This is a genomic window from Spirillospora sp. CA-128828, from assembly GCF_050945415.1.
GTDB lineage: Bacteria > Actinomycetota > Actinomycetes > Streptosporangiales > Streptosporangiaceae > Spirillospora.
The window spans coordinates 1,175,622-1,200,810 of sequence record NZ_CP191986.1 but is presented as its reverse complement, the minus strand read 5'-3'; the positions used below and the strand labels follow the sequence as shown (position 1 = coordinate 1,200,810).

The 25,189-nt window shown below is 71.3% G+C and carries 33 protein-coding genes; 13 read left to right on the top strand and 20 right to left on the bottom strand.

The genetic code is table 11. From position 1 onward, the window contains the following. Positions 1-2 precede the first annotated feature (2 nt). From ACQPXG_RS06255 to ACQPXG_RS06245, 3 genes are all read right to left on the bottom strand, one after another. On the bottom strand, positions 3-1,061 hold the full coding sequence (locus ACQPXG_RS06255) for a hypothetical protein (protein WP_433466653.1): 1,059 nt from the start codon (positions 1,059-1,061) through the stop codon (positions 3-5). Positions 1,062-1,064: 3 nt separating this feature from the next. Continuing rightward, positions 1,065-1,568: a SigE family RNA polymerase sigma factor gene (locus ACQPXG_RS06250; protein ID WP_433466652.1), complete on the bottom strand. Its 504-nt coding sequence runs from the start codon at positions 1,566-1,568 to the stop codon at positions 1,065-1,067. Positions 1,569-1,648: 80 nt separating this feature from the next. Next, positions 1,649-2,680: a saccharopine dehydrogenase family protein gene (locus tag ACQPXG_RS06245; RefSeq protein ID WP_433466651.1), complete on the bottom strand. Its 1,032-nt coding sequence runs from the start codon at positions 2,678-2,680 to the stop codon at positions 1,649-1,651. Positions 2,681-2,778: 98 nt separating this feature from the next. On the opposite strand from ACQPXG_RS06245, the gene ACQPXG_RS06240 reads away from it, so the two are divergent. Further along, complete coding sequence (locus tag ACQPXG_RS06240) at positions 2,779-3,747, top strand: helix-turn-helix domain-containing protein (protein WP_433466650.1); 969 nt, start codon at positions 2,779-2,781, stop codon at positions 3,745-3,747. Positions 3,748-3,797: 50 nt separating this feature from the next. Here ACQPXG_RS06240 and ACQPXG_RS06235 read toward each other — a convergent pair whose 3' ends face one another. Next, a complete protein-coding gene (locus ACQPXG_RS06235) occupies positions 3,798-4,229 on the bottom strand; it encodes an organic hydroperoxide resistance protein (RefSeq protein ID WP_433469907.1) in 432 nt (143 codons plus the stop codon). A gap of 89 nt (positions 4,230-4,318) precedes the next feature. On the opposite strand from ACQPXG_RS06235, the gene ACQPXG_RS06230 reads away from it, so the two are divergent. From ACQPXG_RS06230 to ACQPXG_RS06220, 3 genes are read left to right on the top strand one after another with little or no spacing between them, the layout of a single operon-like run. Further along, positions 4,319-5,236 (top strand): LLM class flavin-dependent oxidoreductase, encoded by a 918-nt coding sequence (locus ACQPXG_RS06230; RefSeq protein WP_433466649.1) that lies wholly within the window; start codon positions 4,319-4,321, stop codon positions 5,234-5,236. Continuing rightward, positions 5,233-5,916 (top strand): alpha/beta fold hydrolase, encoded by a 684-nt coding sequence (locus ACQPXG_RS06225; protein WP_433466648.1) that lies wholly within the window; start codon positions 5,233-5,235, stop codon positions 5,914-5,916. The genes ACQPXG_RS06230 and ACQPXG_RS06225 overlap by 4 nt, the downstream gene beginning before the upstream one ends. A gap of 4 nt (positions 5,917-5,920) precedes the next feature. Further along, the gene (locus ACQPXG_RS06220) at positions 5,921-6,604 is read left to right on the top strand and encodes a winged helix-turn-helix transcriptional regulator (RefSeq protein WP_433466647.1); all 684 of its coding nucleotides are present in this window, start codon (positions 5,921-5,923) and stop codon (positions 6,602-6,604) included. Between the two features lies 1 nt (position 6,605). Here the strand turns inward: ACQPXG_RS06220 and ACQPXG_RS06215 are convergent, their stop codons facing one another. Next, the gene (locus ACQPXG_RS06215; protein WP_433466646.1) at positions 6,606-7,448 is read right to left on the bottom strand and encodes an SMP-30/gluconolactonase/LRE family protein; all 843 of its coding nucleotides are present in this window, start codon (positions 7,446-7,448) and stop codon (positions 6,606-6,608) included. A 182-nt stretch (positions 7,449-7,630) separates the two neighbouring features. Between ACQPXG_RS06215 and ACQPXG_RS06210 the strand changes: the two genes are divergently transcribed. Next, positions 7,631-7,867, top strand: coding sequence for a hypothetical protein (locus ACQPXG_RS06210; RefSeq protein ID WP_433466645.1), 237 nt, complete (start codon positions 7,631-7,633; stop codon positions 7,865-7,867). Continuing rightward, entirely contained in the window at positions 7,864-8,253 is a 390-nt protein-coding gene (locus tag ACQPXG_RS06205) for a hypothetical protein (protein ID WP_433466644.1), read from the top strand. Before ACQPXG_RS06210 ends, ACQPXG_RS06205 begins: the two co-directional genes overlap by 4 nt. A 1-nt stretch (position 8,254) precedes the next feature. On the opposite strand, the gene ACQPXG_RS06200 is transcribed toward ACQPXG_RS06205, so the two are convergent. Next, positions 8,255-10,570, bottom strand: a complete 2,316-nt coding sequence (locus ACQPXG_RS06200; protein WP_433466643.1) for an MMPL family transporter — start codon at positions 10,568-10,570, stop codon at positions 8,255-8,257. Between the two features lie 72 nt (positions 10,571-10,642). On the opposite strand from ACQPXG_RS06200, the gene ACQPXG_RS06195 reads away from it, so the two are divergent. Further along, positions 10,643-11,272, top strand: coding sequence for a TetR/AcrR family transcriptional regulator (locus ACQPXG_RS06195; RefSeq protein WP_433466642.1), 630 nt, complete (start codon positions 10,643-10,645; stop codon positions 11,270-11,272). Between the two features lie 64 nt (positions 11,273-11,336). Here the strand turns inward: ACQPXG_RS06195 and ACQPXG_RS06190 are convergent, their stop codons facing one another. From ACQPXG_RS06190 to ACQPXG_RS06155, 8 genes are all read right to left on the bottom strand, one after another. After that, complete coding sequence (locus tag ACQPXG_RS06190) at positions 11,337-11,507, bottom strand: hypothetical protein (RefSeq protein WP_433466641.1); 171 nt, start codon at positions 11,505-11,507, stop codon at positions 11,337-11,339. A 59-nt stretch (positions 11,508-11,566) separates the two neighbouring features. Beyond that, complete coding sequence (locus ACQPXG_RS06185; protein ID WP_433466640.1) at positions 11,567-11,767, bottom strand: hypothetical protein; 201 nt, start codon at positions 11,765-11,767, stop codon at positions 11,567-11,569. A 34-nt stretch (positions 11,768-11,801) separates the two neighbouring features. Next, the gene (locus tag ACQPXG_RS06180) at positions 11,802-12,098 is read right to left on the bottom strand and encodes a type II toxin-antitoxin system prevent-host-death family antitoxin (RefSeq protein ID WP_433466639.1); all 297 of its coding nucleotides are present in this window, start codon (positions 12,096-12,098) and stop codon (positions 11,802-11,804) included. A 24-nt stretch (positions 12,099-12,122) separates the two neighbouring features. Next, the gene (locus ACQPXG_RS06175; protein ID WP_433466638.1) at positions 12,123-12,485 is read right to left on the bottom strand and encodes a DUF2516 family protein; all 363 of its coding nucleotides are present in this window, start codon (positions 12,483-12,485) and stop codon (positions 12,123-12,125) included. 176 nt (positions 12,486-12,661) lie between these two features. After that, positions 12,662-13,144 (bottom strand): hypothetical protein, encoded by a 483-nt coding sequence (locus ACQPXG_RS06170; protein WP_433466637.1) that lies wholly within the window; start codon positions 13,142-13,144, stop codon positions 12,662-12,664. Next, entirely contained in the window at positions 13,141-13,569 is a 429-nt protein-coding gene (locus tag ACQPXG_RS06165) for a helix-turn-helix domain-containing protein (RefSeq protein ID WP_433466636.1), read from the bottom strand. Before ACQPXG_RS06165 ends, ACQPXG_RS06170 begins: the two co-directional genes overlap by 4 nt. 101 nt (positions 13,570-13,670) lie before the next feature. Then, positions 13,671-13,967 carry a YiaA/YiaB family inner membrane protein gene (locus tag ACQPXG_RS06160; protein ID WP_433466635.1) on the bottom strand — a complete coding sequence of 99 codons (297 nt, stop codon included), beginning with the start codon at positions 13,965-13,967 and terminating at the stop codon, positions 13,671-13,673. 96 nt (positions 13,968-14,063) lie between these two features. Beyond that, the gene (locus tag ACQPXG_RS06155) at positions 14,064-14,945 is read right to left on the bottom strand and encodes a neutral zinc metallopeptidase (protein WP_433466634.1); all 882 of its coding nucleotides are present in this window, start codon (positions 14,943-14,945) and stop codon (positions 14,064-14,066) included. Between the two features lie 201 nt (positions 14,946-15,146). On the opposite strand from ACQPXG_RS06155, the gene ACQPXG_RS06150 reads away from it, so the two are divergent. The 5 genes from ACQPXG_RS06150 (at position 15,147) to ACQPXG_RS06130 (ending at position 19,953) form a co-directional block, all read left to right on the top strand. Next, positions 15,147-16,889, top strand: coding sequence for a DUF2207 domain-containing protein (locus ACQPXG_RS06150; protein WP_433466633.1), 1,743 nt, complete (start codon positions 15,147-15,149; stop codon positions 16,887-16,889). 72 nt (positions 16,890-16,961) lie between these two features. After that, positions 16,962-17,351 carry a hypothetical protein gene (locus ACQPXG_RS06145; RefSeq protein WP_433466632.1) on the top strand — a complete coding sequence of 130 codons (390 nt, stop codon included), beginning with the start codon at positions 16,962-16,964 and terminating at the stop codon, positions 17,349-17,351. Between the two features lie 149 nt (positions 17,352-17,500). After that, the gene (locus ACQPXG_RS06140) at positions 17,501-18,187 is read left to right on the top strand and encodes a FadR/GntR family transcriptional regulator (RefSeq protein WP_433466631.1); all 687 of its coding nucleotides are present in this window, start codon (positions 17,501-17,503) and stop codon (positions 18,185-18,187) included. Positions 18,188-18,260: 73 nt separating this feature from the next. Continuing rightward, a complete protein-coding gene (locus ACQPXG_RS06135) occupies positions 18,261-19,508 on the top strand; it encodes a CynX/NimT family MFS transporter (protein ID WP_433466630.1) in 1,248 nt (415 codons plus the stop codon). 43 nt (positions 19,509-19,551) lie between these two features. Continuing rightward, positions 19,552-19,953: a hypothetical protein gene (locus tag ACQPXG_RS06130; protein ID WP_433466629.1), complete on the top strand. Its 402-nt coding sequence runs from the start codon at positions 19,552-19,554 to the stop codon at positions 19,951-19,953. Positions 19,954-19,976: 23 nt separating this feature from the next. Here ACQPXG_RS06130 and ACQPXG_RS06125 read toward each other — a convergent pair whose 3' ends face one another. Together ACQPXG_RS06125 and ACQPXG_RS06120 are read right to left on the bottom strand one after the other, a co-directional pair. Further along, positions 19,977-20,951, bottom strand: a complete 975-nt coding sequence (locus ACQPXG_RS06125) for an asparaginase (protein ID WP_433466628.1) — start codon at positions 20,949-20,951, stop codon at positions 19,977-19,979. 17 nt (positions 20,952-20,968) lie between these two features. After that, entirely contained in the window at positions 20,969-21,796 is an 828-nt protein-coding gene (locus ACQPXG_RS06120) for a 3-keto-5-aminohexanoate cleavage protein (protein ID WP_433466627.1), read from the bottom strand. Between the two features lie 20 nt (positions 21,797-21,816). On the opposite strand from ACQPXG_RS06120, the gene dtd reads away from it, so the two are divergent. After that, entirely contained in the window at positions 21,817-22,242 is a 426-nt protein-coding gene (gene dtd / locus ACQPXG_RS06115; protein ID WP_433466626.1) for a D-aminoacyl-tRNA deacylase, read from the top strand. Positions 22,243-22,289: 47 nt separating this feature from the next. Here the strand turns inward: dtd and ACQPXG_RS06110 are convergent, their stop codons facing one another. From ACQPXG_RS06110 to ACQPXG_RS06095, 4 genes are all read right to left on the bottom strand, one after another. Beyond that, positions 22,290-22,778: a hypothetical protein gene (locus ACQPXG_RS06110; protein ID WP_433466625.1), complete on the bottom strand. Its 489-nt coding sequence runs from the start codon at positions 22,776-22,778 to the stop codon at positions 22,290-22,292. Between the two features lie 79 nt (positions 22,779-22,857). Further along, entirely contained in the window at positions 22,858-23,841 is a 984-nt protein-coding gene (locus tag ACQPXG_RS06105; protein WP_433466624.1) for a YgfZ/GcvT domain-containing protein, read from the bottom strand. A gap of 10 nt (positions 23,842-23,851) precedes the next feature. Then, complete coding sequence (locus ACQPXG_RS06100; RefSeq protein WP_433466623.1) at positions 23,852-24,268, bottom strand: Fur family transcriptional regulator; 417 nt, start codon at positions 24,266-24,268, stop codon at positions 23,852-23,854. Between the two features lie 315 nt (positions 24,269-24,583). Continuing rightward, positions 24,584-25,069, bottom strand: a complete 486-nt coding sequence (locus tag ACQPXG_RS06095; RefSeq protein WP_433466622.1) for an FABP family protein — start codon at positions 25,067-25,069, stop codon at positions 24,584-24,586. Positions 25,070-25,189: the final 120 nt, after the last annotated feature.

Genomic DNA, 25,189 nt, shown 5'->3' with positions numbered 1-25,189 from the left:
TCTCAGCGGGTGTAGACCTCCAGGGTCCACTTGCCCGCCGGTTTCACGCCATTCATCAGCTTCGCCAGCGCGGCGTCGCCGGTGCCGTGCACCTTGCCCGCCTCCGCCGGCAGCACGGCCATCTCGATCCCGTTCGTCCCGCCTTCGACGTCCTGGTCCCAGACGACACCCATGGACTCGGCGCTCTCACAGTCGACGATCTTGGTCCGCCCGCCGATCCGGACGACCGCCACAGCAGCGCCGTCCACACACGTCACCCGCATCCGCGTCGACTTCCCCGGCTCCTTGAGCGGCACCGTCCGGAAGTTGCCGTCGGCGGCCCCGGTCACCCGCGCCAGCCGCTTCAGCCCCGCTACCGGGAGCCGCTTCGGCTGCTCCGGCGGACGCGTCAGCATGGTGCAGGCGTCGGAGTCGCACCGGCCGCTGTACACCCGAACGCTCCAGTTCCCCGGCATCGGTCCGTGGCTGCCCAGATACCGGTCGATGCCGGCCATCGAACTCAACGCGTTCGGGCTCTGTTCGCCGTCCTTCAAGGGGACGGCCACGGCGTCGATGGTGATCGGCACGCCCGGCGTGACCTTGGAGACGGAGGTGGAGTTGCCGTCAGGCGAGCCCTTGCCGCAGCCGCCGCCGTCGAAGACACCGCGCTCCCGCTCCTGGTAGACCATGAAATCGCCCGAGCACCGCAGGGTGATGCCGATGAACGGCCCGGTCGGCGTGACCGTGAACCGGCCCTTGGCCCGAAGCTTTGAGAACCGCACCTCCTTCAGCGGCTGCATGCCGTCCCGCCCCGCGGAGTCCGGGAAGTCCTGGTCGACGACGCCCGTCATCGTCGGCGCCGGTCCCAGCGCATGCCGCCCGCGGGCGCTCCCGTCCTGCTGCTGGACGATCCCGAAAGCCGCCCCCGCCACCAGCACCACGCCGAAGGCCGCGGCGGCGGCGCGCAGCCGGTTGCCGCGCCGCACCCGGCGGCGGACGCCGTCCAGCAGATCCGGGGACGGAACGCCGCGCGCGCTCTCGGCCTCCATGACCTCGGTGAGGTCCTTCAGTTCGCGTGCCATCGCTCACTCCCCTCCCTGCGGTGCGGCGGCCAGGACGCCCGGATCGATACGGAGCTTGGCAAGGGCCTTGCTGGTCTGGCTCTTCACGGTCCCGACCGAGCAGCCGAGGATCGCGGCCACCTGCGGCTCCGACAGATCCTCGAAGAAGCGCAGCACCAGCGTGGCGCGCTGCCCCCGCGGGAGCCGGCCGAGCGCCGACCACAGGACCGCCTTGTCCTCGACCGCGCCGATGCCGTCCGCCGGGTCGGGGCCGTCCGGCAGCCGTTCCGTGGACCGCTCGCCCCGCCAGCGCCGTTTCGCCCACGACGCGTGCGTGTTGACGAGGATCCGGTAGACGTAGGGATCGGGGTTGTCCCCGATCCGCCGCCACGCCCGCCACGCCTTGACCAGCGCCGTCTGCAGCAGGTCCTCCGCCTGCGCCCAGTCTCGGCACAGCAGGTAGGCGGTCCTGAGCAGCCGCGGCGACCGCTCCGTCACATACGCCGCGTAGTCCGGTCGCTCCCGCATCCGACCTCCCAGTAGATCCCTCGCCGATATCTACCGGTTGGCCCCCCGAAACGGTTGCCCGCCCTCGCGGGCGTCACCCGTCAAGCGTGCAGGTCCACGGAAATGTGCGGGGAGAGCGCGCGGAGGAAGTCGGGGGCGTCGAAGATCTCGCCGGCGGAGGCGACACCGGTCGTCCTGGTCCGGCCGGCGAGGATGCGGTCGACCGCTTCCACCGCGAGCGGCGCGGTGATCGCGTAGATGTCCTGGCCGCGCGCCACGGCGCGCCGTTCACCGCCTCCGGAACGCACGACGACGTCGACGACGAAGGTCTGCGCGGACCGCCCGTGCTCGTCGGCCGCGACCGGCGTCGGGGTGTCCGGGGACGAGAGGTCCCCGGCCGCCTCGACCGTCATGTAGTTGTGCACCTCGGGGATGGCCAGGTGACTGGGGACGGTGACGACGTCGGCCATCGTGAACTCCCCGATGACGGTCCGGGTGCCCATCGGGGCGGGGAAGGGCCACTCCAGGGTCGGCGGCTCGTCCTGGCGGTACTCCAGCCGTCCGTTCGCGTATCGGACGCGCCGGCCGTCCCGCCGGTGCCGGGAGACCACGCCCGCGGCCCGCGTCCCTGCGGTGGGGTGCCAGCTGTTCAGCCCGTAGGCGATGTGCGCCTCCTCGGCCGCCGTCCAGTCGCCCATCGCGGCGGTGGTGAGCAGGTCGCCGAGGCCGCCGAAGAAGGCCATCGCAGGGACGATCACCGCTCCGGCGCTGCGCGCACGGTCCCTGAAGTGCGTGAACGTGTCGGCGTTGGCCTCGATCTCGGCCGCCACGTCCACGTACGGGATCCCGGCGCGCAGTGCCGCCTCGATCACCGGGGCGGCCGTCGTGGCGAAGGGCCCGGCGCAGTTGATCACGGCCGCGGCGCCGGCCAGTGCGCGGTCGAGCGAGGCCGGGTCATCGACGGACGCCGGGCGGACGTCCAGTCCGGGTCCGGACGCCGCCAGCGCCTTCAGCTTGACGGCCTCGCGGCCGGACAAGACGGGGACGAATCCGCGCTCCAGCAGTTGGGCCACCACGAACCGCCCGGTGTGCCCGTATGCGCCGAACACCGCCACCGTGCGTCCCGATCCCATGGGTTCTCCTCGTGCTCAAAGGGTGTCAACGGACATCCTGTCCAGGGTGGGTAAAGCGCGCGAGCGTCCGGAACGCCAATGCCCGTACAATTCCGGACATGCATACTGTCGCGCTGGCCGTCACCGACGGGATGCTGCACTTCGAGCTGTCCTTGGCGTCGGAGGTTTTCGGGGCGCCCCCGGCCGGTGTGGACGTCCCCTGGTACAGGGTCGCCGTCTGCGGGCCCCGCGCCGTGCGGGTCGGCCGGTTCCTGCTGGAGCCCGACCACGGCTTCGACGGGTTGGCGCGCGCCCACACCGTGATCGTCCCGGGCTGGGCCGATGTCGACGTGGACCCACCCGCCGCGCTGGTCGACGCGATACGCGCGGCCCACGAGGCAGGCGCACGCGTGGCCTCGCTCTGCACGGGCGCTTTCGTGCTGGCCGCCGCTGGCCTGCTGGACGGCCGCCGCGCGACCACGCACTGGGCGCACACCCGGGACCTGGCCGCCCGCTATCCCCAGGTGAAGGTGGACCCGGACGTCCTCTATGTGGACAACGGCAGCGTCCTCACCTCCGCCGGCAAGGCCGCCGCCATGGACCTGTGCCTCCACCTCGTCCGCCTCGACCACGGCTCGTCGATCGCCAACGCGGCCGCCCGCCGCCTGGTCGTGCCGCCGCACCGGGACGGCGGCCAGGCGCAGTTCGTCACCACTCCGGTGCCCGCTCCGGGCAACCATCCGCTCGGCGAACTGTTCCCCTGGGTGATCGAACGTCTGGACCGGCCGCTGACCGTGGAGGACCTGGCCCGGCAGGCGAACATGAGCTCGCGCAACCTTGGCCGCCATTTCAGGTCGGTGACCGGTACCACCCCGCTGCAGTGGCTGCTGACCCAGCGGATCCGCCACGCCCAGGAGCTACTGGAGACCACCGACGACGGCATCGACTCCATCTCGGCGGCCACCGGCATGGGCACCGCCACCACACTGCGCCGGCACTTCAACCGCACGGTCGGCGTGCCCCCGGACACCTACCGCCGCACCTTCCGCGCCCAACGACCGACCCCCGCCGCTTCAGCAACGACCTGACGTCCCGCGGGCGGCGACTGGTCAGTGAGGATCGCGATTCGGCTACGGCCTCACAGTGGATTTCCGTTGACCTCCAGGGAGACGGTGATGTTGTCGCGGGTGGCGTTGGAGTAGGGGCAGACCTGGTGCGCTGCTCTGACCAGGTCTGCTGCCTGGTCTGGGGTGAGTGAGGGCAGGGAGATCCGCAGTTCCGCGCCGAGTTCGAAGCGGCCGCCGTCGATCGGGATCAGGGAGACCGACGCGTCGATCTCCGCGTCGTCGGCCTTGAGGTTCTCGCGGCCGCCGATCAGGGCGAGGGTCGTGCCGAAACAGGCCGCGTAGCCGATCGCGAAGAGCTGTTCGGGATTGGTCCCCTCGCCGTCTCCGCCCAGTTCCTTGGGCAGCCGCAGGTCCAGGTCCAGCCGGCCGTCGGACGTGCGGCCGCGGCCGTCCCTGCCTCCGGCGACATGTGCTTCCGCGGTGTAGAGCGCCTTGGACACGATGAGCTCCTTTCCTTATTTAGAACCTTGCACTTCAAAAATAGGAAGTCAATCGCTAGGGTCGGAGAACCACGACGAACCAGGGAGGCCGGATGGTGGAGGTCGGGTACCTGCTGCCGACCCGCGACCAGGACGTTCTGGGCGAGCACGACCTGGGGCGGCTGGTCGCGCAGGCGCGGCGGGCCGAGGAGGCGGGGCTGGACTCGGTCTGGGCGGGCGACAGCCCCGTGACCAGACCGCGCGCCGATCCGCTGCTGCTTCTGGCGGCGGTGGCCGAGGCCACCGAGCGGGTCGCGCTCGGCACGGCGGTGCTACTGCCCGCGCTGCGCCATCCGATCCTGCTGGCCCATCAGCTCGCCACGCTCGACCGGCTGTCGGACGGACGGGTGATCGCGGGCATGGGCGGCGGGTTCCCGAACCCGGCCACCGAAGCCCAGTTCGCGGCGGTCGGCATCGGATTCGCCCGCCGCATCGGGCGCATGGAGGAGTCCATCGAGGCGATGCGGCGACTCTGGTCGGGGGACGCGGTCTCCTTCGCGGGCGAGCACTTCGCGTTCGAGGACGTCCGGCTCGCGCCGCCGCCGTCCCGTCCCGGAGGGCCGCCGATCTGGCTCACGGGCAGCGGCGAGACCGCCGTGCGGCGGGTGGCCCGGATCGCCGACGGGTGGCTGCCCTACCCGCCCGAGGCGGCGACGTATGCGAAGGAGCGCGAGGCCGTCGGAAAGGCGACCCCGGCCCTGTACGCGACGCTCTGCCTGGACGACGACCCGGAGAAGGCGCGCCGCCGGCTCCGGACGAGCATCGAGCGCTATTACAACGCGCCATTGGAGTTCGTCGCGTCCATCCAGGCCATGTTCGCCGGGACCGCCCAGGACGCCGCCGACTGGTTGAACGGCTACGTCGAGGCGGGCGCCCGCCATCTCGTGATCCGCCTGGCGACCGATGACCACGACGCCGGCCTGGAGGAGTTCGCCGACCGGGTGCTGCCCATGATGAAGGGAGACCAATGACCACGTTCGTTCTCGTCCACGGGGCCTGGCACGGTCCTTGGTCATGGGACGAGGTCGTCCCGCTGCTGAACGCCGCCGGGGCGCGCACGCTCACCCCGGACCTCGGCGGAGACCACGGGCTTCACGACCACGCCGAGGCGGTCGTCGCCGCGCTCGACGACGTCCAGGATGAGCTGGTGCTCGTCGGGCACAGTTACGCGGGCCTGGTCGTGCGGGAGGCCGCCGACGCGCGGCCCGGCGCGGTCGACCACATCGTTCTGGTCGACGGATGGGCGGGGGCCGACGGCGCGAGCCTGTTCAGCCTGGCCCCCGACGCCTTCGCCGAGGCGGTCAGCGCGGCGGCCGAGGCGCGCGGGGACGGCCACATCCCGCCCCCGCCTCCGGCGATGTTCGGCATCACCGACCCCGGTGACGCGGAGCGGCTGGCGCCGCGTCTCGTCCCGCAGCCGCTGCGCACGTTCACCGAGCCCACCCGCCTCACCGGGGCCGTCGACAAGATTCCCGGCACGGCGATCTGCTGCAGTGGGTCGCCCTACCCGTTCGACCGGTTCGCCGAATCCATCGGATACCGGACGCTCGCGCTGGACGGCCCGCACAACGTGATGATGACCGACCCGGAGCCGCTCGCCCGGATGCTCCTGGAGGCCGTTCAAGAACCGGAAGCGCGAAGTCTAGAGTGATGAAGTGGAACAGCGAACGTACAACCAGTACTGCGCGACCGCGCGCACCCTCGACCTCGTCGGCGAGCGCTGGACGCTGCTGCTGGTCCGCGAACTGCTGACCGGGCCGAAACGGTTCGGCGACCTGCAGGCGAGCCTGCGCGGCCTCGGCACCGGGCTGCTGGCCGCCCGGCTGAAGCATCTGGAACGCGAGGGGCTGGCGCGCAAGATCACGCTTCCGCCGCCCGCCCGCACCCCCGCGTACGCGCTCACCGAGGCCGGCGAGGAACTCGGTCCGGCCGTCCTGGCGCTGGCACGGTGGGGGCTGAAGTGGGCGATGGGCGAGCGGCGCGAGACCGAGACGTTCCACCCCGGTTGGACGGTCCTCGGCCTGCGTGCCTGCTTCGATCCCGAGGCCGCCGCCGGGCTACGCGCCGTGTACGAGTTCCGGATCGGTGACGAGGTCTTCCACGCCCGGATCGACGACGGGACGATCGAGGCGCTGCACGGTCCCGCCCAGCACCCGGACGCGACCATCACCATCAGCGAGGACGCGTTCCTCGACCTCACCGGCCAGGGCAGCACGTTCGCCGACGCCATCGAGAACGGAACAGCGACGGCGACCGGCGACCGGGAGGCCCTGCGCAGGCTGAAGGGCCTGTTCCGCCTCCCGCCCCCGCACTCCCGGCCGTTCACCGGAAGCCCCTGAGTCACGGCCGCCCGGCGCCCGGCACGCCGACCCCGACGGCGAGGAGTCGGCCGCTGCCGGGCGCCACCATCTCGGACTCGGTCATGCCGCGCCATTCGGCGGCCGTGACGAACAGCGTCGTCCCATCGGGGCCGCCCAGCACGCAGGCGAACGCGCCACGGTCGAGATCGACGGTCTCCAGCGCCTCTCCGCCCTCGGCGACCCGCACGCATCGCCGATGGGGGACGTCGGCGTACCAGACGGCGTTCTCAGCGTCCACGCAGATGCCGTCCGGGACGCCGTCGCCCAGCTCCGCCCAGACCCGCCGGCCTGACAGCCCGCCGTCCGCGCCGATGTCGAAGGCGACCAGCCGACTGCGGTACGAGTCGGCGACGATCAGCGTCGAGTCGTCCGGCGTCACCGCCATCCCGTTGGGGAACGCGATCTCCTCGGCGACCTGGCGGGCCGGGCCGTCCGGCGGCACCAGGAAGACATGTCCGGGCCTGAACTCCTCCCCGGCCATCGGGTCGAAGCCCGCTCGGTTCACGTAGACGTTGCCGCGGCCGTCGGCGACGATGTCGTTCCACCCCGGACGGCCGAGATCCGCGTGGGTGACCAGCCTCCCGTCGGGTTCAAGGCGGAGCAGCCGCCCGTCCGCCGACGCGACGATGACCAGCCGGTCGTCCGGGAGCCATGCCGTGCAGAGCGGCAGCGACTTCACGCGCGCGACGACCTCGCTGGATCCGTCCAGGCCGGCCGCGACGACCTCGCCCGCGGACCAGTCCGAGAAGTACAGCCTGTCACCGTGCCACCGCGGCGACTCGACCAGCCCGCGCCCGGTCACAAGGATCCGCACCTCGCCCATTGCCCTCACCATCCCTCTCCGCCGCCGGCTCGTCGTCTGGCGCTCCGGCGTCCCGTCCTCCATACGAACGATCCCCGCATGAATCGACACGCCGGGGTGACGAAACTCGTCGGCCGTCCGGCCGGTCTCCTCGGCCATGCGAGTACACACTGGAGGGGGTGAAAGTGTGTATTGTGTGGCCCATGGCGAGACTCAACATCACGCTGCCCGACGAGCTTGCCGCCACGCTCCAGGGGCTCGCCGAGGACAAGAAGATCGCCTCGGTGTCAGGCTTCCTCGCGGACGGGGCGCGCCTCAAGCTCGCCTACCTGCGCGACGCGTCCACCATCGACGACCTGTTCGGGCCGCCGAGTCCCGACGAACAGGCCATGGTGGACCGCCTCGTCGAGGGCGGCGCGGCCCGCCGGGACGTCGCGTGATCACCGGTCACGTCTTCGACGCGACCGCCCTTCTGGACCTCGCGACCGGCAAGACCATCTACGTCCGCGCCCGGCTCCGCGCATCCATCGCCCAGCACGCGACCATCGTCATCCCCGCCACGTCCCTCGCCCGGGCCTGGCAGCTCGTCCCCGACCACGGCCGCGCCCTGCTGGAGCGGCTGCCCGGCATGCAGGTCGTCCATGTCGACGACCTCGACGACGTGATCGCCCAGCAGACCGGGCTCCTCGTCACCACGATCCCGAACCTCGGCATGGACGCCGCGCAGGCCGCCTGGTCCGCGCGCTGGCGCCGGTGGCCGCTGATCACCGCCGACCCGAACGTCTACGAGGCCGTCCCCGGCGTGCGGGTGGAACAGATCCCCTGACTCAGCCGGTCAGTTCCAGTTCCAGCTGCTCCGCGACCGGTGCGGGGGGTGTGGGCGGCGGGACGGCCGGGCGGCCGCGGCCCGGCCACCACCAGTTGGCGTGGCCCAGCAGGCTCATCAATGCCGGGACCAGGACGAGCCGGACGATCGTGGCGTCCGTCGCGACGGCCACGGCCAGCCCCAGGGCCATCATCTTGATCGTTGGGTCGGGCTGCGGGACGAAGCTGGCGAACACGAAGATCATGATGAGCGCGGCCGAGGTGATGAGGCGGGCGGTGGCGCCGATGCCGATCACGACGGACTCGTGCGGGTCGCCCGTCCGCTCGTACTCCTCCTTGATGCGCGACAGGAGAAAGACCTCGTAGTCCATGGACAGCCCGAATATCAGGGCGAACATGAACAGCGGGATGAACGACATGATGGGAATGGCCTGGTCGACGCCCAGCAGTTCGACGCCCCATCCCCATTGGAAGACGGCCGTCACGACGCCGAATGAGGCGCCGATCGACAGCAGGTTCATCAAGGCGGCCTTCAGCGGGACGATGACCGAGCGGAACGCGATGACGAGCAGCAGCAACGCGACGCCCACGACGGCGACGACGACGGCCTGCATCCGGTCGCCGACCGTTGTGGCGAGGTCGATGATCGCGGGGTTCTCGCCGCCGAGATAGATCCGCGAGCCCGGATGCGCGTCCCGCACGGATCTGATCTCCACGTTCCGCAGCCGGTGGACGAGATCGGTGGTCGACTGGGCGTGCGGTGCGTCCCGGGGAATCACCTGGACTATCGCCGTCGTCCCGGTGACCACGGGCTCCCCCACGAACACGACGCCGGGGACCTCGGAGATCTTCAGCCGCAGTTCCTGGCCGATGAGGGTCGCGCGCTTGTCGGGCTTCTTGCTCGTGTCCGGGGCGCCCTTGGGACGCTTGGGCCGCGCGGGCGGGGAGGGCTCCGCCGCCGCGGGCCCGGTGAGACCGGTCAGCCCGGCACGCCCGTCGACCGTGGGCACGACCCGCTTCGGTCTGACGCGCTTCTCTTCGCCCGGGACCTTCGCGACCACCACGAACGGGCTGTAATGCCCGGCGCCGAATTCCTGGGCGACGATGTCGTACGCCTGCCGCGCCTCCATTTTCGGGGACGACATGCTGTCCGCCATCACGCCGAACCGGAGGCTGAGCGTGGGAATGGAGAGGGCCAGCAGCACGAGGGTCGCGACGATCGCGTAAGGCCAGGCGTGCCGGTCGACGTGCCGTCCCCAGGCCATCCATCGGCGGGAACTCCGATCGGGCCGGACGCGGGGCATCCTGTACCGGTCGATCCGGGGCCCGAGCGCTCCGAGAACGGCGGGCAGAAGGGTCAGCGCGGCGACGACCATGACGGCGACCGCGAGGGCGGCCGCCAGCCCGATCCGCCCGATGAAGGCGATCCCGGAAAGGAACAGGCCGCAGATCGCGAACACGACGGTGCCGCCGGCGAAGACGACCGCGTGGCCCGAATGCGCCATGGCGCGTCCGACCGCGGTCTCGACGTCGTCGCCGTCGGCGAGCTGCTGCCGGTAGCGGGTCACGATGAACAGGGCGTAGTCGATTCCGGCCCCGATTCCGAGCATCGCCGCGACCATCGGTGCGGTCGGCGCGAGCTGGAACAGCGACGCGGAGAAATGGATGAGCGAATAGGCGACGACCATTCCGCACAGCGACACCACGATTGGAATGCCCGCGGCGAGGAACGACCCGAAGGCCAGCAGCAGGACGAGCAGCGCGAGCAGGATTCCGGTGCCCTCCTGCGGCCCGCCCTTCGGCTGGTTGAGGATCATCGCGACGATGCCGCCGAACCTCACCTCCAGCCCGGCCATCCGGGCGGGCTCGACGGCCCGGTTCAGCGCGTCGAGGTCGGCATGGCCGACGTCGCTCATCGTCCCGGTGAAGTTCAGCCGGACAACGACGGCGTTGTCGTCCTTCAGCCCACCCATGCCCTGGACGTAGGGGTTCTCGGCGAACGCGACCCGGTCGAGCTTCGTGATGTTCTCGATCGACCGGCCGATCGCGAGCGCGACCCGCCAGTCCGCGGGACTGGCCTCGGGCGTCTCGTGGAAGACGACGGTCGCGGTCGGCCCGGTCAGCGCGGGGAAGTCCTGGTGGAGGGTGTCGATGGCGCGCTGCGTCTCGGTGCCGGGCAGCGTGCTCTGCTGGACGAACATGCCCCCGTGCACGAGCCCGAGGACCCCTGCACCGAGCATCACCACGGCCCACAGCTCGAAGACCGCGCGCCGCCGCCGCACGCAGAGCCGCCCTAGTGCGTCCAGGAATCGCGCCATCCTCGCAGAGAACACCCACTACATGCAGTTTTGCAATAGATGCAACTTTGCAGTCATGGTAATGTCCGTCACATGGTGGACGACGCCGGCCGGCCGAGCCTGCGGGAGCGCAAGAAGCAGCGCACCCGGCAGGCCATCGCGACCGCGGCGCTGCGCCTGTTCGCCGAGCGCGGCTACGAGGAGACCACGATCGCCGACATCGCCGCCACCGCCGACGTGTCGCCCCGCACGTACTTCAGCTACTTCCCGTCCAAAGAGGACGTGATCTTCGCGGAGATCGACGACCGTCTCGCCGAGGTCTCCGAACGGCTGCGCCGCACCCCGGGCGAATCGCCCATGGAGACGATCCGGCGCAGCATCGTCGACGTCCTGGAGGCGCTGGTCGCGGAGCACCGCGACTACGGGCCCGTCCAGGTCGCCCTCGTCCTGGAACGCCCCGGGCTCCGCGCCCGCGCGCTCCAGCGCATGATGGACGCCCAGGAGGCGATCGAGGCGCTGCTCCGCGAACTGTGCCCCGGCATCTCGGAGATCGACGCGGTGGCCGCGTCCGGCATCGCGATCGGCGGCATGCAGGCGGTCGTCGCGCACTGCCGCCGCGAAGGCTACGACCCGGTGTCGATGCGCACCGCCCTCGACCGCGCCGTCGACCTCGTCGAACACGGCCTCATCTCGGTGGACGCGCTCTCCCGCCCGTCCCCCTAGACCGTCGGGCACCGGCGCGGCGGAGGCGCCCGCCGCACCGGTGCCCGGCTCAGCGTCGTCGACGTCAGTCCGTGATTTTGATGCGGAGGCGGCGGAAGCCGCGGCCCTTGTTCTCGACCTTGGCGACCGTGATGCGGCCGATCTGCTTCGTGGAGCCGACGTGGGTGCCACCGTCGGCCTGCGTGTCGAGGCCGACGATGTCGACGATCCGGACGTCCTGCACTTCGGGCGGCACCAGGTTCGTCGCGGTCCGGATGATGTCGGGGATCTCGAAAGCCTCGGCCCTCAGCGCTCTCAGTCGTTGACGACGACCTGCTGGAGGATGATCGTGCCGGTTTCGTAGGCGTTGTAGTAGATCGTCACTTGATCCAGTTCAAGCCAGTACATGTCGGCAACGCCCTCGTAGGCGTGACTACCGGGCGGGTGAGGCTGCTCCAGCAGCAGGAGGATGACGTCGAAGACCAGCTTGCGGAGCCCTTCCGAAAGGGCTGCCATCTGCCGGCGGACCGGTGGTGAAATCATCAGATGGTCAGGCATCGAGCTTGCCTGTCGCCCATTCCTCCGGGGTGGCGTCACGCCACCGGTCAAGGTCGTCTCGGTGGATGACGAGCGTGCCCTCGGGGATGGTCCCCTCCTCAAGGGCCTTGCGGTACTGCTCTGCCTGCCAGCGCAGGTGGTCGGTGAACATCACGTCGTACATGCTCTTGGAGACCACTACGACCGGAGCGGAACCATGACGGGTGATCTCTACGGGCTGCCCGTGGGCGGCTGCGGTGTGAATCCTGCCGAGCCGTGTACGGGCATCCTTCAAAGGAACACTTTCCATGCCCGAAGTGTACACTTCACGAGGTCACCAGGGGCCGTAGGGGCCCGATCGGGAGCCGCCGCGGCCGCCCTTCTTCTTGTACGGGCCGACGGCCGGGCGGACGTCCGCCAGGTAGACGGCGGCGGCGATGAACGCGGCGACCGGGAGGATGCCGAGCAGGAGCGCGATGGGGCTGGCGCCGAGCGCCGCCGGCGCGACCGCGTACGCGGCGCCGACCACCGTCGCGACGATCAGGATGATCATCCAGAGCTTCTTGCTCTGCTTGCTCGCCGCGGAGAACGCGCCGACGGGCACGGTCAGCGAGTCGATCAGCGCCCACGCCTCCATCGCGAACGCGATGATCAGCAGCAGCCAGAAGAAGTAGTCCAGCACGTTGAAGCCCGACATCGGCGATCGCTCCTGCTCGTCTCGGACGGCGACTCCTCGTCGCGCACACGGGTCTCCTTACCCAACCCTATGCGCACCGTCTGGTAGGAATCCTTAACCCACCTGGAGGAAAAGACGAAGGGGCCCGGCCGGGTGTTCCCGGCCGGGCCCCGCCGCGAAACGCGCTCGGGCGCCGTTTACTTCTTCGTGGTGGACCGGGACTGCCCGGTGGCCTTGGCCTGCGTCGTCCTGCGCGGCTGCGCGGGGCGGGTCTTCGGGGCCGGCTTGGCGTCGGCCTCGGTGATCTCGGCGACCTGGACGGCCTCGCGGTGGACGACCTTCTTGCCGCGCTCGGCGAGCTCGTCGAGGAACTCGAACGCGCGGGTGCCGAAGTGCGTGGCGTACGCGACGGCCGCGCCCGGCAGGTCCCTGGCGTCGACGCGCTCCTGGTACCGGGAGACCTCGCCGCGGTAGCGGTCCACGGTCTCGCGCACCTGCACGCGGTACTTGGCGGCGGTCTCGCGCACCTCGCCCTGGTACTTGGTCGCGGTCTCGCGGGCGCGGTACTGGTACTTGGTCACCTGCTCGGGGACCTCACGGATCTTCTCCACCGCAAAGTCGCCGGCGCCGGCCACGGCGTAGACGGCCTTGTTCTCTCGGAGGTTGCTGGCCAGCGTCATCCGACCTCTTCCCTTCCATTGCTTTCTGGTCCGGTCTGGTGCGATTCGGCGTGCACTGCGGCATCGGTGCCGAGGACGCCGGTGGCTTCGTTCTCCTTGAGGAACGACGCGTAGATGTCGAGCAGAACCTGCTTCTGCCGTTCCGTGAGGAGGAGGTCGGCCCGGACCGCGGCCTGGACGTCGGTGTCGGCCTCGCGGTCTTCGAGGAAGCCGGCCTGCACGTACAGCGCCTCGGCGGAGATCCGCAGACCCTTGGCGATCTGCTGCAGGATCTCGGCGCTCGGCTTGCGCAGGCCGCGTTCGATCTGGCTCAGGTACGGGTTGGATATCCCGGAGACGTCCGCGAGCTGCCGCAGCGAGATCTTCGCCCGCGTGCGCTGCTCCCGGATGTACTCCCCGATGGAGCCGACCTTCGAACTCGCCATGTCTCCACCCTGCGTCATCGTGCTTGCAATTGCAAGCAGTCTAGCTAGCACTTCGCGGTGAAACGCCTCACATGCCAGAAACGCCGGGAGAAGAGGGCGGGTCACAGGTTCGGGGTGGCGTACGGGTCGTGCTCGGCGAGCAGCTTGTCGAGCCTGGCCTGGTCGACGCGGCTGCTGATGGCCTGGTTCTCCTGCCTGTCGCGGACGCACTTGGCCAGCGTGAACGTGGACGTGATCACGTACAGCAGGCCGAGCGCCAGGAAGGCCCTGACCCACGCGCTGACGGGCAGGTACACGACACCGGCGGCGACGCCGACGCTGGACACGACGAACGAGATCGCGGCCTGGATGAAGAAGGCGGTGGAGCCGGCAGGCGCCGGCGGAGGGGAGGTCGTCATGGCACGAGTCTGGGATCCAACGGCGTCGAGGTCATGAGTACCCGTGCTCAGACCCGCGTGGGTAAAGGACTCAACCTCGGTGCGGAACCCGGCCGGTCAGCTCACCTTGGCGGGCGAGACGATCCAGGTGTTGCAGACGGTGAGGTTCCTGCCGTTGAAGCCGGTGATCACCCAGCCCGCGTAGTGCCGGCCCGAGCCATGGTCGCGCTTGTCCGGCGGCTGGTGCTCGTCGCCCCGCCCCCGCACATCCGTGATCATGGCGACGTACTGCTCGCGCGTCATGGGGAGGGTGGAGCGTTCGGTGCCGAGGAACGCGCCGGCGAAGCACTGCGCCTGCAGCTCGATGCGGCGGCTCGCCTCGGTGCGGGTGGCGGTGTCGCCGGTCTCCATCTGGCGGTCCCCGTAGAGCAGGATCCCGGCCCGGTCCTGGACGTGGTGGCCGTACTCGTGCGCGATCACCCGGGCGTAGACGGCGTAGTGGGACAGCGGTTCCCCGCCGGACGTCTCCACGACGTTCTGGAGCCCCACGTACATCGTGTTGTTCGCCGGGCAGTAGAACGCGGACGCGCCGGGAGCCGGGTAGGTGCCGCAGGGGCTGTGCCCCGGTTCCAGCCAGAACACGCGGTTGGGCTTGTCGAACGGGATCCCGGCCTTCGCGAACTGCTTGGACCATGACGTGTCCAGGCAGTCGCTCAGCGTGTTCATGAAGGTGCGCATCGACTCGGCCGACGGCACGATGCGCGGCAGCCGGCAGCTCACCGGTGTCAGCGCGCCCGTCTTGTACAGCTTGCTGTTGGTCGCCTTCTCCCGCGGCGTCGTCGGACCACCGGACGAGATGGACGGCCCGCCGCCGGTGGAGCCGCTCTGTCCCCCGCCGTACAGCGAGAGCCCGAGGATCGCGAGGACGACGACGGACGTGAGGCCGCCGAAGATGCCCGCGATCGTCCCGCCGGCGCTGCGGCGCGGCGGCGGACGCATCGGGACGTACCGGTACTGCGGCTGCCCATAGGCAGGAGGCCCGTACCCCGGCCGTCCGTACGGCGGCCCACCCTGGGGCGGTCCACCGTAGGGCGGCCGGCCGTACGGCGGTGCCGGAGGCCGCGGCGGAGGGGGCGGCGGGGGGTAATGACCTGCCATAGCGCAGAATCATCGCACGCGTTCCCGATACCATTTGCGGCCATGTCTGCTATTGCGGCGGTGCTGCGGTCGCGCCCGGTGGTCCTGATGCTCTCGGCGGCGCTGGTCATACCCGCGCTGACCTGCACTTCCGCGGCGGCGGACGAGCGGTTCGCCGCGGCGGAGCGGGTGCTGAAGGACGACGTCGTCCTCACCGCGGGCCAGGGCGGGACGATCAAGGTGAAGGAGACGATCGTCTACCGGTTCGCCGGGCACGACGGCTTCCAGCGGACGTTCCCGACCCGGACGCACGAGAGCCTCACCGAGGACCGCGTCTACCGGCTGGAGAACCTGCGCGCGAGCAGCCCGGACGGCGGGCCGGCGAGGGTCGCCTCGTCCAGCGCGGGCACGAACACGACGGTCAAGGTGTCGGGCGGCAAGAAGCTGACCGGCGACCACACCGTATTGCTGGAGTACGGCCTGCGCGGCGCGATCACGCGGATGGGCGCGGCGGAGGAGCTGCGCTGGCCGGTGATCGGCGGCTGGAAGGTGCCGCTGGACGAGGCGAAGGCGACCGTCGACGCCGGCACGATGATCCGCAGCGTCAACTGCTTCACCGGGCCGATCGGCAGCACGATCGGCTGCACGCAGTACTACACGAACCACACGCACACGCAGGGCATATACGCGCAGCAGGGGATGCTGCCGGGCGAGTACCTGACCGTCGTCGCGGGGCTGCCCGCCGGCACGACGGGCGGCCGCGCCATCTACGAGCGCCGCCACACGCTCGCGACCGCGTTCTCCGTCAACGCCGTGACGGGCGGCGCGCTCGGCGGCCTGCTGGCGCTGCTGGTGGGCGGCGTCGTCGCCCTCTACCTGCTGCGCGGGCGGGACGCCCGGGTCGTCGGCAGGAAGGCCGCCGAGGGCGACCAGCCGCCGGTCGCCGGGACGGAGTTCGAGCCGCCGAACGGGGTGCGTCCCGGCCAGATCGGCACGCTGATCGACGAGCAGGCCGACGTGATCGACGTGACCGCGACGATCGTCGATCTCGCCGTCCGCGGCTACCTGCTGATCGAGGAGGAGGACCGGGCCCGGACGGGCCGCCTCGACTGGACGCTGCGCCGGCTGAACCGTCCGCAGGCCGACCTGCTCCCTTACGAGCGGATCCTGCTGGACGCGCTGCTGACGGCGCCCGACGGGTCCGGTCGCGAGGCCGTCAAGCTGTCCGAGCTCGGCGGGACGTTCTCGACGAAGCTGGCGCAGGTCAGGTCGGCCATGTACGACGACGTGGTGAAGCAGGGCTGGTTCGCGCGGCGCCCCGACACCGTCCGGTCCCGCTGGACGATCGCGGGCATTCTCGTCACCCTGCTCGGCATCGCCGGGACGGTCGCGCTGGCGCTCACCACCGAGTGGGCGCTGGCCGGGCTCGCGCTGATCATCGCCGGCGCGGCGCTGGCCTATGGCGGCCAGTACATGCCGGCGAAGACCGCGCGCGGCGCCACGGTCCTCGCGCACACGATCGGTTTCCGCGCGTTCCTGGAGCGCGGCGCCATCCCGGACGGCGACGAGACGGCCGCGCGCCAGCGGATCGCGCTGTTCTCGCGTTTCCTGCCGTACGCGGTGGTGTTCGACGCCGTCCCGAAGTGGGCGGAGACGGTGAAGGACGCGGGCGAGCGGGCCGAGGGCGCCGACAACCTCTACTGGTACGAGGGCCCGGCCGAGTGGGACCTGTCGAAGTTCGCCGAGTCGATGCGCACGTTCACGCTGGCCACCTCGGGTTCGATCTCCCAGTCGCGCGGTCTGTGAGCGGCGCGGGCGGTCACCGGACGGTTAACCGCCTGACGCGGGGTAAAGGCGGGGGCGAGGAGGTGTCGCCCCATGTTCGCCGACCTGGCGCTCGCCGGCTCCGTCCGGCTCGGGGACGCCTATTTCATGGCCATCGGCCCGGCTGTCATCTTCTTGGCGCTCATCGCCTGGATCGGCGTGACGCTCACGGCGTCGCGCAAGCAGCACCGCTACCACGGCGGTGACGACGGACTGTCGCATCGCGGTCCCGTGATGGGCGGTGTCATCGAGGGCAGCCCCTCTCAGCGGACGCGCCGCGACCCGGCCCCCTCGGTGACGCACCGGGAGGCGGTGGCCCACGTCGAGTCCGGGCGGGCCGACGAGGAGGCCGCCCGCGAGAAGGAGCGCGAAGAGGCCGCGAGGAGCGAGGCCGGACGGCGGGGCAAGCCGCGCCGCCGGTTCGGCCTGCGCAGGCTCCACTGACGCGACGCCTGCCGGATCTCCCGCCCACACCCTTGTCCGGCGGGCGTTGTAGAAGCCCGTGGTGATCGCCGAGACCCCTCCCGGTGGTCACCACGGGTCAGGCCCTTCGTAAGATGTCTGACATCTTACTTTGGGGAGGGTTTGTGGGCTTGAGTCCGGTACCGGGCCGATCGACGGTGGACGCCGTGCTCGACCAGCTCCAGGCACAGGTCAGCGACGGTTCCTGGGCGGTCGGCGAGCGGATCCCGGCGGAGCTGGACCTGGCCGCGCAGCTCGGTGTGAGCCGCCCGGCCGTCCGGGAGGCGATCCGGGCGCTGTCGCACGTCGGGGTGCTGGAGGTGCGGCGGGGCGACGGGACGTACGTGCGCAGCAGCGCCGACCCGCGTCCGCTGCTGCGCCGGGTGTCCCGCGCGTCCGCCCGGGACGTCTTCGAGGTGCAGCTCGCCTACGACGTCCAGGCCGCCCGGCTCGCGGCGCGCCGCCGCACCGACGCCGACCTGGCGCGGTTGGAGGAGCTGCTCCGCGCCCGCGACGAGGCCACCGAGCCGGACGCGTTCGGCGCCGCCGACGCGCGATTCCACCTCGGCGTCGCGGAGGCGTCCGGGAACCCGGTGCTGATCGAGGCGATGCGGTACTTCATCGACCGGGTGCACGAGTCGATGCGCACGATCAGGCTGGACCGCGAGGTTCCGGAGGCGGGCCCGGCCCGGCACCGCGCCGTGCTGGACGCGATCGCGGCGGGCGACCCGGAGGCCGCTGCGGCGGCCGCGGCCGCCGTCGTCGAGCCGATCCTCGCCGTCCTGGAGAGCCTGCTCGGCCGCGAGGAGGCCCGATGACCGCAGCGAAGCGAGGATCGTCGGGCCTCCGGGCCCGGGGGTCTGGGGGTCGCCCCCAGAAAGGTAGGACGCGGTGACGGGGCGGCGCGCCGGCCTCGCCGGCTCCCTGCTGATGATCGTCCTGGTGGCGGTCAACCTGCGGCCGGCGATCGCGGTCGTCGGTCCGCTGCTGACCGAGATCAGCGACGCGTTCCACCTGTCCGGGACGGCGGCGGGCGCGCTGACCACGCTGCCGCTGGTGTTCTTCGGCTCCTACGGGCTCGTCGCGCCGTTCCTGCGGCGCACCCCGAACGGCGAGACGCTGCTGGTCAGCGCGATGGCGCTGCTCGTGGCCGGGTTGCTGCTGCGGCTGCTGGACGCCCCGTTCCCGCTGTTCGCCGGGTCGCTGGTCGCGGGGATCGCGATCAGCATCGGCAACATCGCGATGCCGACGATCATCAAGCGGGACCACCCCTCCCGGATCACGACGGTGACGGCGATCTACACCGTCGCCGTGACGGTGGGCGCGTCCCTGTCGTCCGGGTTCGCCGTGCCGGTGGAGCACCTCTTCGACGCCACGTGGCGGCTGCCGGTCGGCCTGCTCGCCGTCCCGGCGGCGCTCGCCGGGCTGCTCTGGGTGCCGAGGGCGCGGCGGGCCGCGCATGCGGCACGCTCGGCCCCGCCCCCGGCGGCCCCGCGCGGTGTCGCCGCGCTGGTGTGGCGGTCCGGTCTGGCCTGGCACGTCACCGTGTTCATGGGCCTGCAGTCGCTGCTGGCGTACGTCGTGCTCGGCTGGCTGCCGACGATCTGCCAGAGCCGCGGGATGGATGCGGCGCCGGCCGGCTACGTCCTGGCCCTGTCGGCGGCGATCCAGGCGGTCGGGTCGCTGGCCGTCCCGGTGCTCGCCCGGCGTACCCGCGACCAGCGCCCGCTGGTGGTCGCCACCACGGCGCTGACCGCGATCGGGTTCGCCGGGGTGACCTGGGCTCCGATCGGCTCGGTCTGGGGCTGGACGGTGATCCTCGGTTTCGGCCAGGGCCTCGGGTTCGCGACCGCGCTGTCGTTCATCGGGCTGCGCGCCCATGACGCCGACGTCGCGGCGCAGCTGTCCGGGATGGCGCAGGGCATCGGGTACGTCATCGCGGCGCTCGGCCCGCTCGCCATCGGCGCGCTGCACGACGCCACCGGCGGATGGACCGTTCCGATGATCGGCGTCCTGGCCATCTGCGCCGCCCTGAACGTGCCCGGCCTGTCGGCGGGACGGCTCCGCTTCGTCGGAGCGCCCGCCGAACCGGCCGCCCAGGGGGTTAATTCGGGAATTAGCGGACACATCCCTAACTGACCCCCTCGCGGGGCCGATTACCGCCATCGGGAGGTGGTCCGTCATGCTCTCCACGATCGTCGCCGACCCGGCCCTGGCGAACACGGCTCCGACCGGTGCGCTGGCCTTCGCCTGGATCATCCCGGCCCTCGCCACCATCGCGTTGCTCGCCTGGCTGTACCTGACCATCGCGGCCTCGTCCAGGCGGGTGCACCCGGAGCGCCGGAACGACCAGGACAACCACCGCGGCATGGAACAGGGCGGCCTGTACACCTACGCGCCCGGCATGTTCTCGCACAGCTACCCGCCCTCCCGGGACGGTCAGCCGGTGGAGTTCCGGCGCGACAATCCCCAGCCGGGACGGGAGCCGAGGAAGCCCTGGCCCGACGGCATCATGTACGAGCAGACGGTCTTCAAGGAGGAGTTCGAAGAACTCAAGCGCTCCAAGGAGACCGAGACCCGGTAGGCCCACCACCTGGTCGGTCAGCGCTAGACCGCTTGGTCGAAGGCCTCCGGAGCCGGGCGGATCGCGCCGACGACGCCGTTCCCGCCGCGCACCTGGACGATCGACAGCTCGTCCAGGACGGCCTCGTCTGCACCGTCGCCCACGCCGAGGGCCCGCAGCATCGCGACGGTGACGGGCGTCCGGGCCCGCATCGCGCCGTCGTCGATCTTGACGGCGCCGGCGCGCCCGTCGGCGAACGCGAACGCGTCCACGCCCTCGGCGCCGCACTTGACGAGCAGGCCGGGGACGGCGTCCATCAGCTGCCGCTCCTCGCGCCGCGTCCCGGACGTCCACTGCGGGTGCGTCCGCATGGCCTCCGCGACGCGCCGCTCGGGCGTGCCCGGCCCGGCGAGGACGAGAGCCCGGAACGCCCGCGCGACCCCGGTGATCGAGACGGCGAACAGCGGTGCCCCGCAGCCGTCGACGCCGGCCGCCGCGACCGGCTCGCCGGCCAGCTCTTCCACGGTCTCCCGGACGGCGAGCTGCAGCGGGTGATCGGCTTCCAGGTAGGACGCCGTGGGCCAGTCGGCCGTGACGCAGGTGGCCAGCATCGCGGCGTGCTTGCCGGAGCAGTTCATCCGCAGCCGGGACGGCCCGCCGCTCGTCCGCGCGACCTCCTGCTGGGTCTCGGGGTCGAGCGGCCAGGCCTCCGGGCAGCGCAGGTCGCCGGCGACCAGCCCGGCGGAGGCGAGGATCTTCTCCGCCCCCTCGACGTGGAAGTCCTCGCCGGAGTGGCTGCCGGAGGCGAGCGCGAGCAGCTCGCCGTCCAGGTCCAGGCCGCACCGCAGCATCGCGACCGCCTGCATCGGCTTGTTCGCCGACCGGGGGAAGATCGGCACCTCGGGGTCCCCGGCCCGCACCGCGACCGCCCCGCCGGCGGCGAACCCGACCGCGGCCCCCCGATGCCGCGACTCCACGAACCCGGACCGCTCGACCTCGACCAGCACAGGATTGATCATGCGCGCATCCTGCCCGGTCAGCGGCGCTTGATGCCGAACAGCGCCCGGGCGTCCGCGGACGGCATGGGGGGACGCTGGGCCAGGTGGGCGGCCTGGGCGGCGCGCTCGACCAGCTGGACGTTCGCCGTCACCGGGCGTCCCTTGGCGAAGGTGATCGTGTCCTCCATGCCGACGCGCAGGTGCCCGCCCGCCGACAGGGCGGCGAAAAGGACCGGGAGGGACGTCCGGCCGATGCCGGTGGCCGACCATGTGGCGCCGTCCGGCAGCGCCCCGACGGCGGCCACCAGGGTCCGCGCGTCGCCCGGCATCCCGCCCGGAACGCCCATCACCAGGTCGCAGTGGACGTGGCCGCCATGCGGGAGCCCGTGCTTGTCCAGGAGCCGGTTCAGCGCCGCCACATGGCCCAGGTCGAACAGCTCGAACTCGGGGACGACCTCAAGTTCCTGGGTGCGCTTGTAGAGCTCCACCATGAACGACCACGGGTTCATGAACACGTCGTCGCCGAAGTTGACCGTCCCGCAGGTGAGCGAGCACATGTCGGGCTCGGCGTCCAGGACGCGCAGCCGGTCCTCGTACGGGTCGGTGACCGCGCCGCCCGTGGACAACTGGACGATCAGCCCCGTGCTCTCCCGCAGAGCCGTCACCGTGTCCCGCAGCAGGAACGAGTCGAGCGTGGGCCGAGCGTCGTCGTCGCGGATGTGCACGTGGATCACGGCCGCGCCGGCCGCCTCGCACTCCTTGGCCGTCTGGACCAGTTCATCCAGGGTCACGGGAAGGGCCGGGACGTCCGACTTCGCGGACTCCGCGCCCGTGGGCGCCACAGTGATGAGCGTCGTTGCTGCCATAAGCGGCAGAATGCATGGTCATGCGTGCTGTAGTCCAGAGGGTGAGCCAGGCCAGCGTGTCCGTGGACGGGCGCGTCGTCGGCGCGATCGAGGGGCCGGGGCTGCTCGTCCTGGTCGGCGTGACGCACGACGACGACGCGGAGAAGGCCCGCAGACTGGCCTCGAAGCTCTGGGGGCTCCGCATCCTGCAGGACGAGAGGTCGTGTTCGGACGTGAACGCGCCGCTGCTGGTCGTGAGCCAATTCACCCTCTACGGGGACGCGCGGAAGGGGCGCCGCCCCTCCTGGACGGCCGCCGCCCCGGGTCCGGCCGCCGAGCCCCTGGTGGACGCGGTCGTCCACGAACTACGCGCACTGGGCGCGAAGGTCGAGACAGGCGAGTTCGGCGCCGACATGAAGGTCGCCCTCACCAACGACGGCCCGATCACCCTGATCCTGGAAATCTGACCGCCCCCTGATCATCACGGGCGGCAGAGTGTCGGGCGGTTCGGCGGCTAGCGGAAGCCGTAGATCATGCCCACCAGGGCGATGACGGTCCCGGCGGTGGCGAGGAGGATGAGGGCGCGGTCCTGCGGTGTGAGGCGTCCGCGGACGTCCGAGGAGACGACCACGACCTTCTTGTCGCTCTCCTCCCGCGGGACGTCCCGCTGGAACGGGTTGCGGAGGCCGGCGAGGCGCCACAGCGCGTCGGTCCTGAGCCGCTGGTGGTCGGGCCCGCAGGCGAAGAGGCGTCCCCTGGTGCGTTCCGTGCAGGCGGCGCCCTGCTGTGACAGGACCCGGCACATCGTCGGGACGAGCATGAACTGGTACAGGCACCACGCCAGCAGGACGAGCAGCGCGACACGCCACGAGTGCAGCCACCACGCCGCCCCCGCGACGACCGCGAACAGGGCCCACCACACCAGCGCGGACTCCCGGGCGGGACGGCGCCGGGTCCCCCGCCTGGCCGCCGGCGGCCCCTCTTTCCCCAGGTTCGCGACCATCGGTAGGAATCCACCTTCCCCGGGCGGCGGCGGTCAGAAATCGTCTCAATCCGACGATATTCGCCCGAGGGGCGGGCTGCTACCCGTGTTTCGCCGCCCGGCGCCGCAGAGCGATCTGCGCGTTCGCGCCCGTCTCCGGCGAGACGACGACCTCCTGCGCCGCCGCGACACCGCCCGCGAGCAGCTCCGCGTCCACCGGGACGTTCCGCTTGACCAGCGCAAGCGCGATCGGGCCCAGCTCGTGATGCCGGGCCGCCGACCCGACGAACCCGATCGTGCGTCCGCCCGGGATTTCGACCGGGTCGCCGTGCGCGGGCAGGCGGTCGACGCTGCCGTCCAGGTGCAGGAACACCAGGCGGCGCGGCGGCCGGCCCAGGTTGTGGACGCGCGCGACGGTCTCCTGCCCCCGGTAGCAGCCCTTGTTCAGGTGGACGGCCGTCTCGACGTAACCCGCCTCGTGCGGGATCGTCCGGTGATCGGTGTCGAGGCCGAACCGGGGGCGGTGCTCGGCGATGCGAAGCGCCTCGTAGGCCCAGATCCCGGCCGGCCGCAGGTCCGCGGGGAACTCGCCGCGCGGGACGATCCGCGTCGTGGTCCCGGCGACGTCCGGCCAGGCGAGAGAGCCGTCACCCGCGCCGGGGCCGGTGATCACCATGTGCTCGTCCGACACGTCGGCGACCTCGACGCGCAGCATGAACCGCATCCGGTCGAGGAACTCCACCAGCGACGGCGCCGCGCCCGGCTCGACATGAGCCCACACGGCCGTGCCGTCGTCGATGACGGAAAGATGATGTTCGATGTGCCCGTTGGGGCTGAGCAGCAGGGCCTCGGTCGGCTCGAACGGCTTCAGATCGTCCAGCCGCTGGCTCAGCAGGCTGTGCAGCCAGCTCAGCCGGTCCGGCCCGGAGATCCTGACGACGCCCCGGTTGCTCCGGTCGGTGAACGCCGCCCCCTCTTCCAGGGCGCGTTGCTCCCGCGCGGGGTCCCCGTAGTGCGCGGCGACCTCCTGGTCGGGCGCGTCGGCGGCGACGGCTCCGGGCGACTGCAGCAGAGGGCTCTCCATGCCGTCCAGACTATGTGGCGCGGCAGTCCTTGCATCGCCCGTAGACGGTGAGGTGGTGCACGTCGGTCTCGAAGCCGAAGTCGCGCTGCAGGACGTCCGCCAGACCGGCCGCCGCGCGCGGATCGACGTCCTCCACGGTGTGGCAGCCCCGGCAGACCAGATGGATGTGCTCGGCCTCGGCGGCCAGGTGGTAGTTCGGCGGCCCGTGCCCGAGATGCGCGTGCTTGACGAGCCCGAGCTCCTCCAGGAGTTCGAGCGTCCGGTACACGGTGGAGATGTTGACGCCGCGGGCGGTGCGCTGCACCTCGGTGCAGATCTCCTCGGGGGTCCCGTGCTCCAGGTTGGTGACCGCCTCAAGGACCAGCTGGCGCTGGGGGGTCACCCGGTACCCCTTCGCCCGCAGCTCCTGCTGCCACGACTCGACCATGCACCGAGTCTAGGTCCGGGGGCCGGTGTTCAGCCCACGGAAAACTCGCTTGCCTCGCCGCGCGGGCCTCACATACGTTCGGGGTACGCGCGAAAGGAGGTGGTCCAAGAAATGGTTGATTCTAGGACTCGCGAGGTGGCTGTCCGCTAGTCGCCGTTCCGCCTCGGCGCCGCCGCCCATCGGGCGGTGGCAACCGGTCGCGACGGTGACCGGCGAAACCCAGGCAGTTACCCGGTCCCCGGACCGATGGGCCCGTCCTGTCCATCGTCCCGCCACCCGGCGGGGAGGTCCGGGGATCGTTCATTTTCCCGGCGTTCAGGACACCTTCTTGAGCTGCGCCGACAGGTGCGACTGGAGTTTCTCCCCCATGGCCGCCATGTCGTAGGCCCAGCCGAGGTCCTCGCCGATCAGCCCGTAGAGCCGGTGCCCGCCGGTGACCTCCTTGGCCGACTCCGTCCGGGCGACGACGTCCGTGTGCAGCTCCACCCGGTTGAACGCCACGTCCCCGACGTAGATCTCGATGATGCCGGTGGGGTGGGCCAGCGTCACCTCGACCTGGTGGTCGGGACGCGGCCGCCAGTATCCCGTCTCCATGCCCAGCGGCCGCCCTAGCGTGCCGTCCTCCTCGATCTTCCAGGTCCGGCTCGCGTAGATCAGGAAGGGCTTGCCGATGTGCGTGAAGGACAGTTCCTGGCCGAAGTTGAACGACTCGATGGTGGGGTAGCCGCCCACGCCGGCGCCCTCCCAGGTGCCGAGCAGGAACTTCAGGGGCTCAAGGTCCGGGTGCAGCTCAGGATCCATGGACACCGAGCGTAGCGGCGTGCGCGCCGCTGCGCGTCCCGTGGTCTGGACGCCCTACTTCAGGCGGCCAAGCCGGATCACGAGCAGCACGGCGGCGACCGCCATCAGCCCGAGGACGAC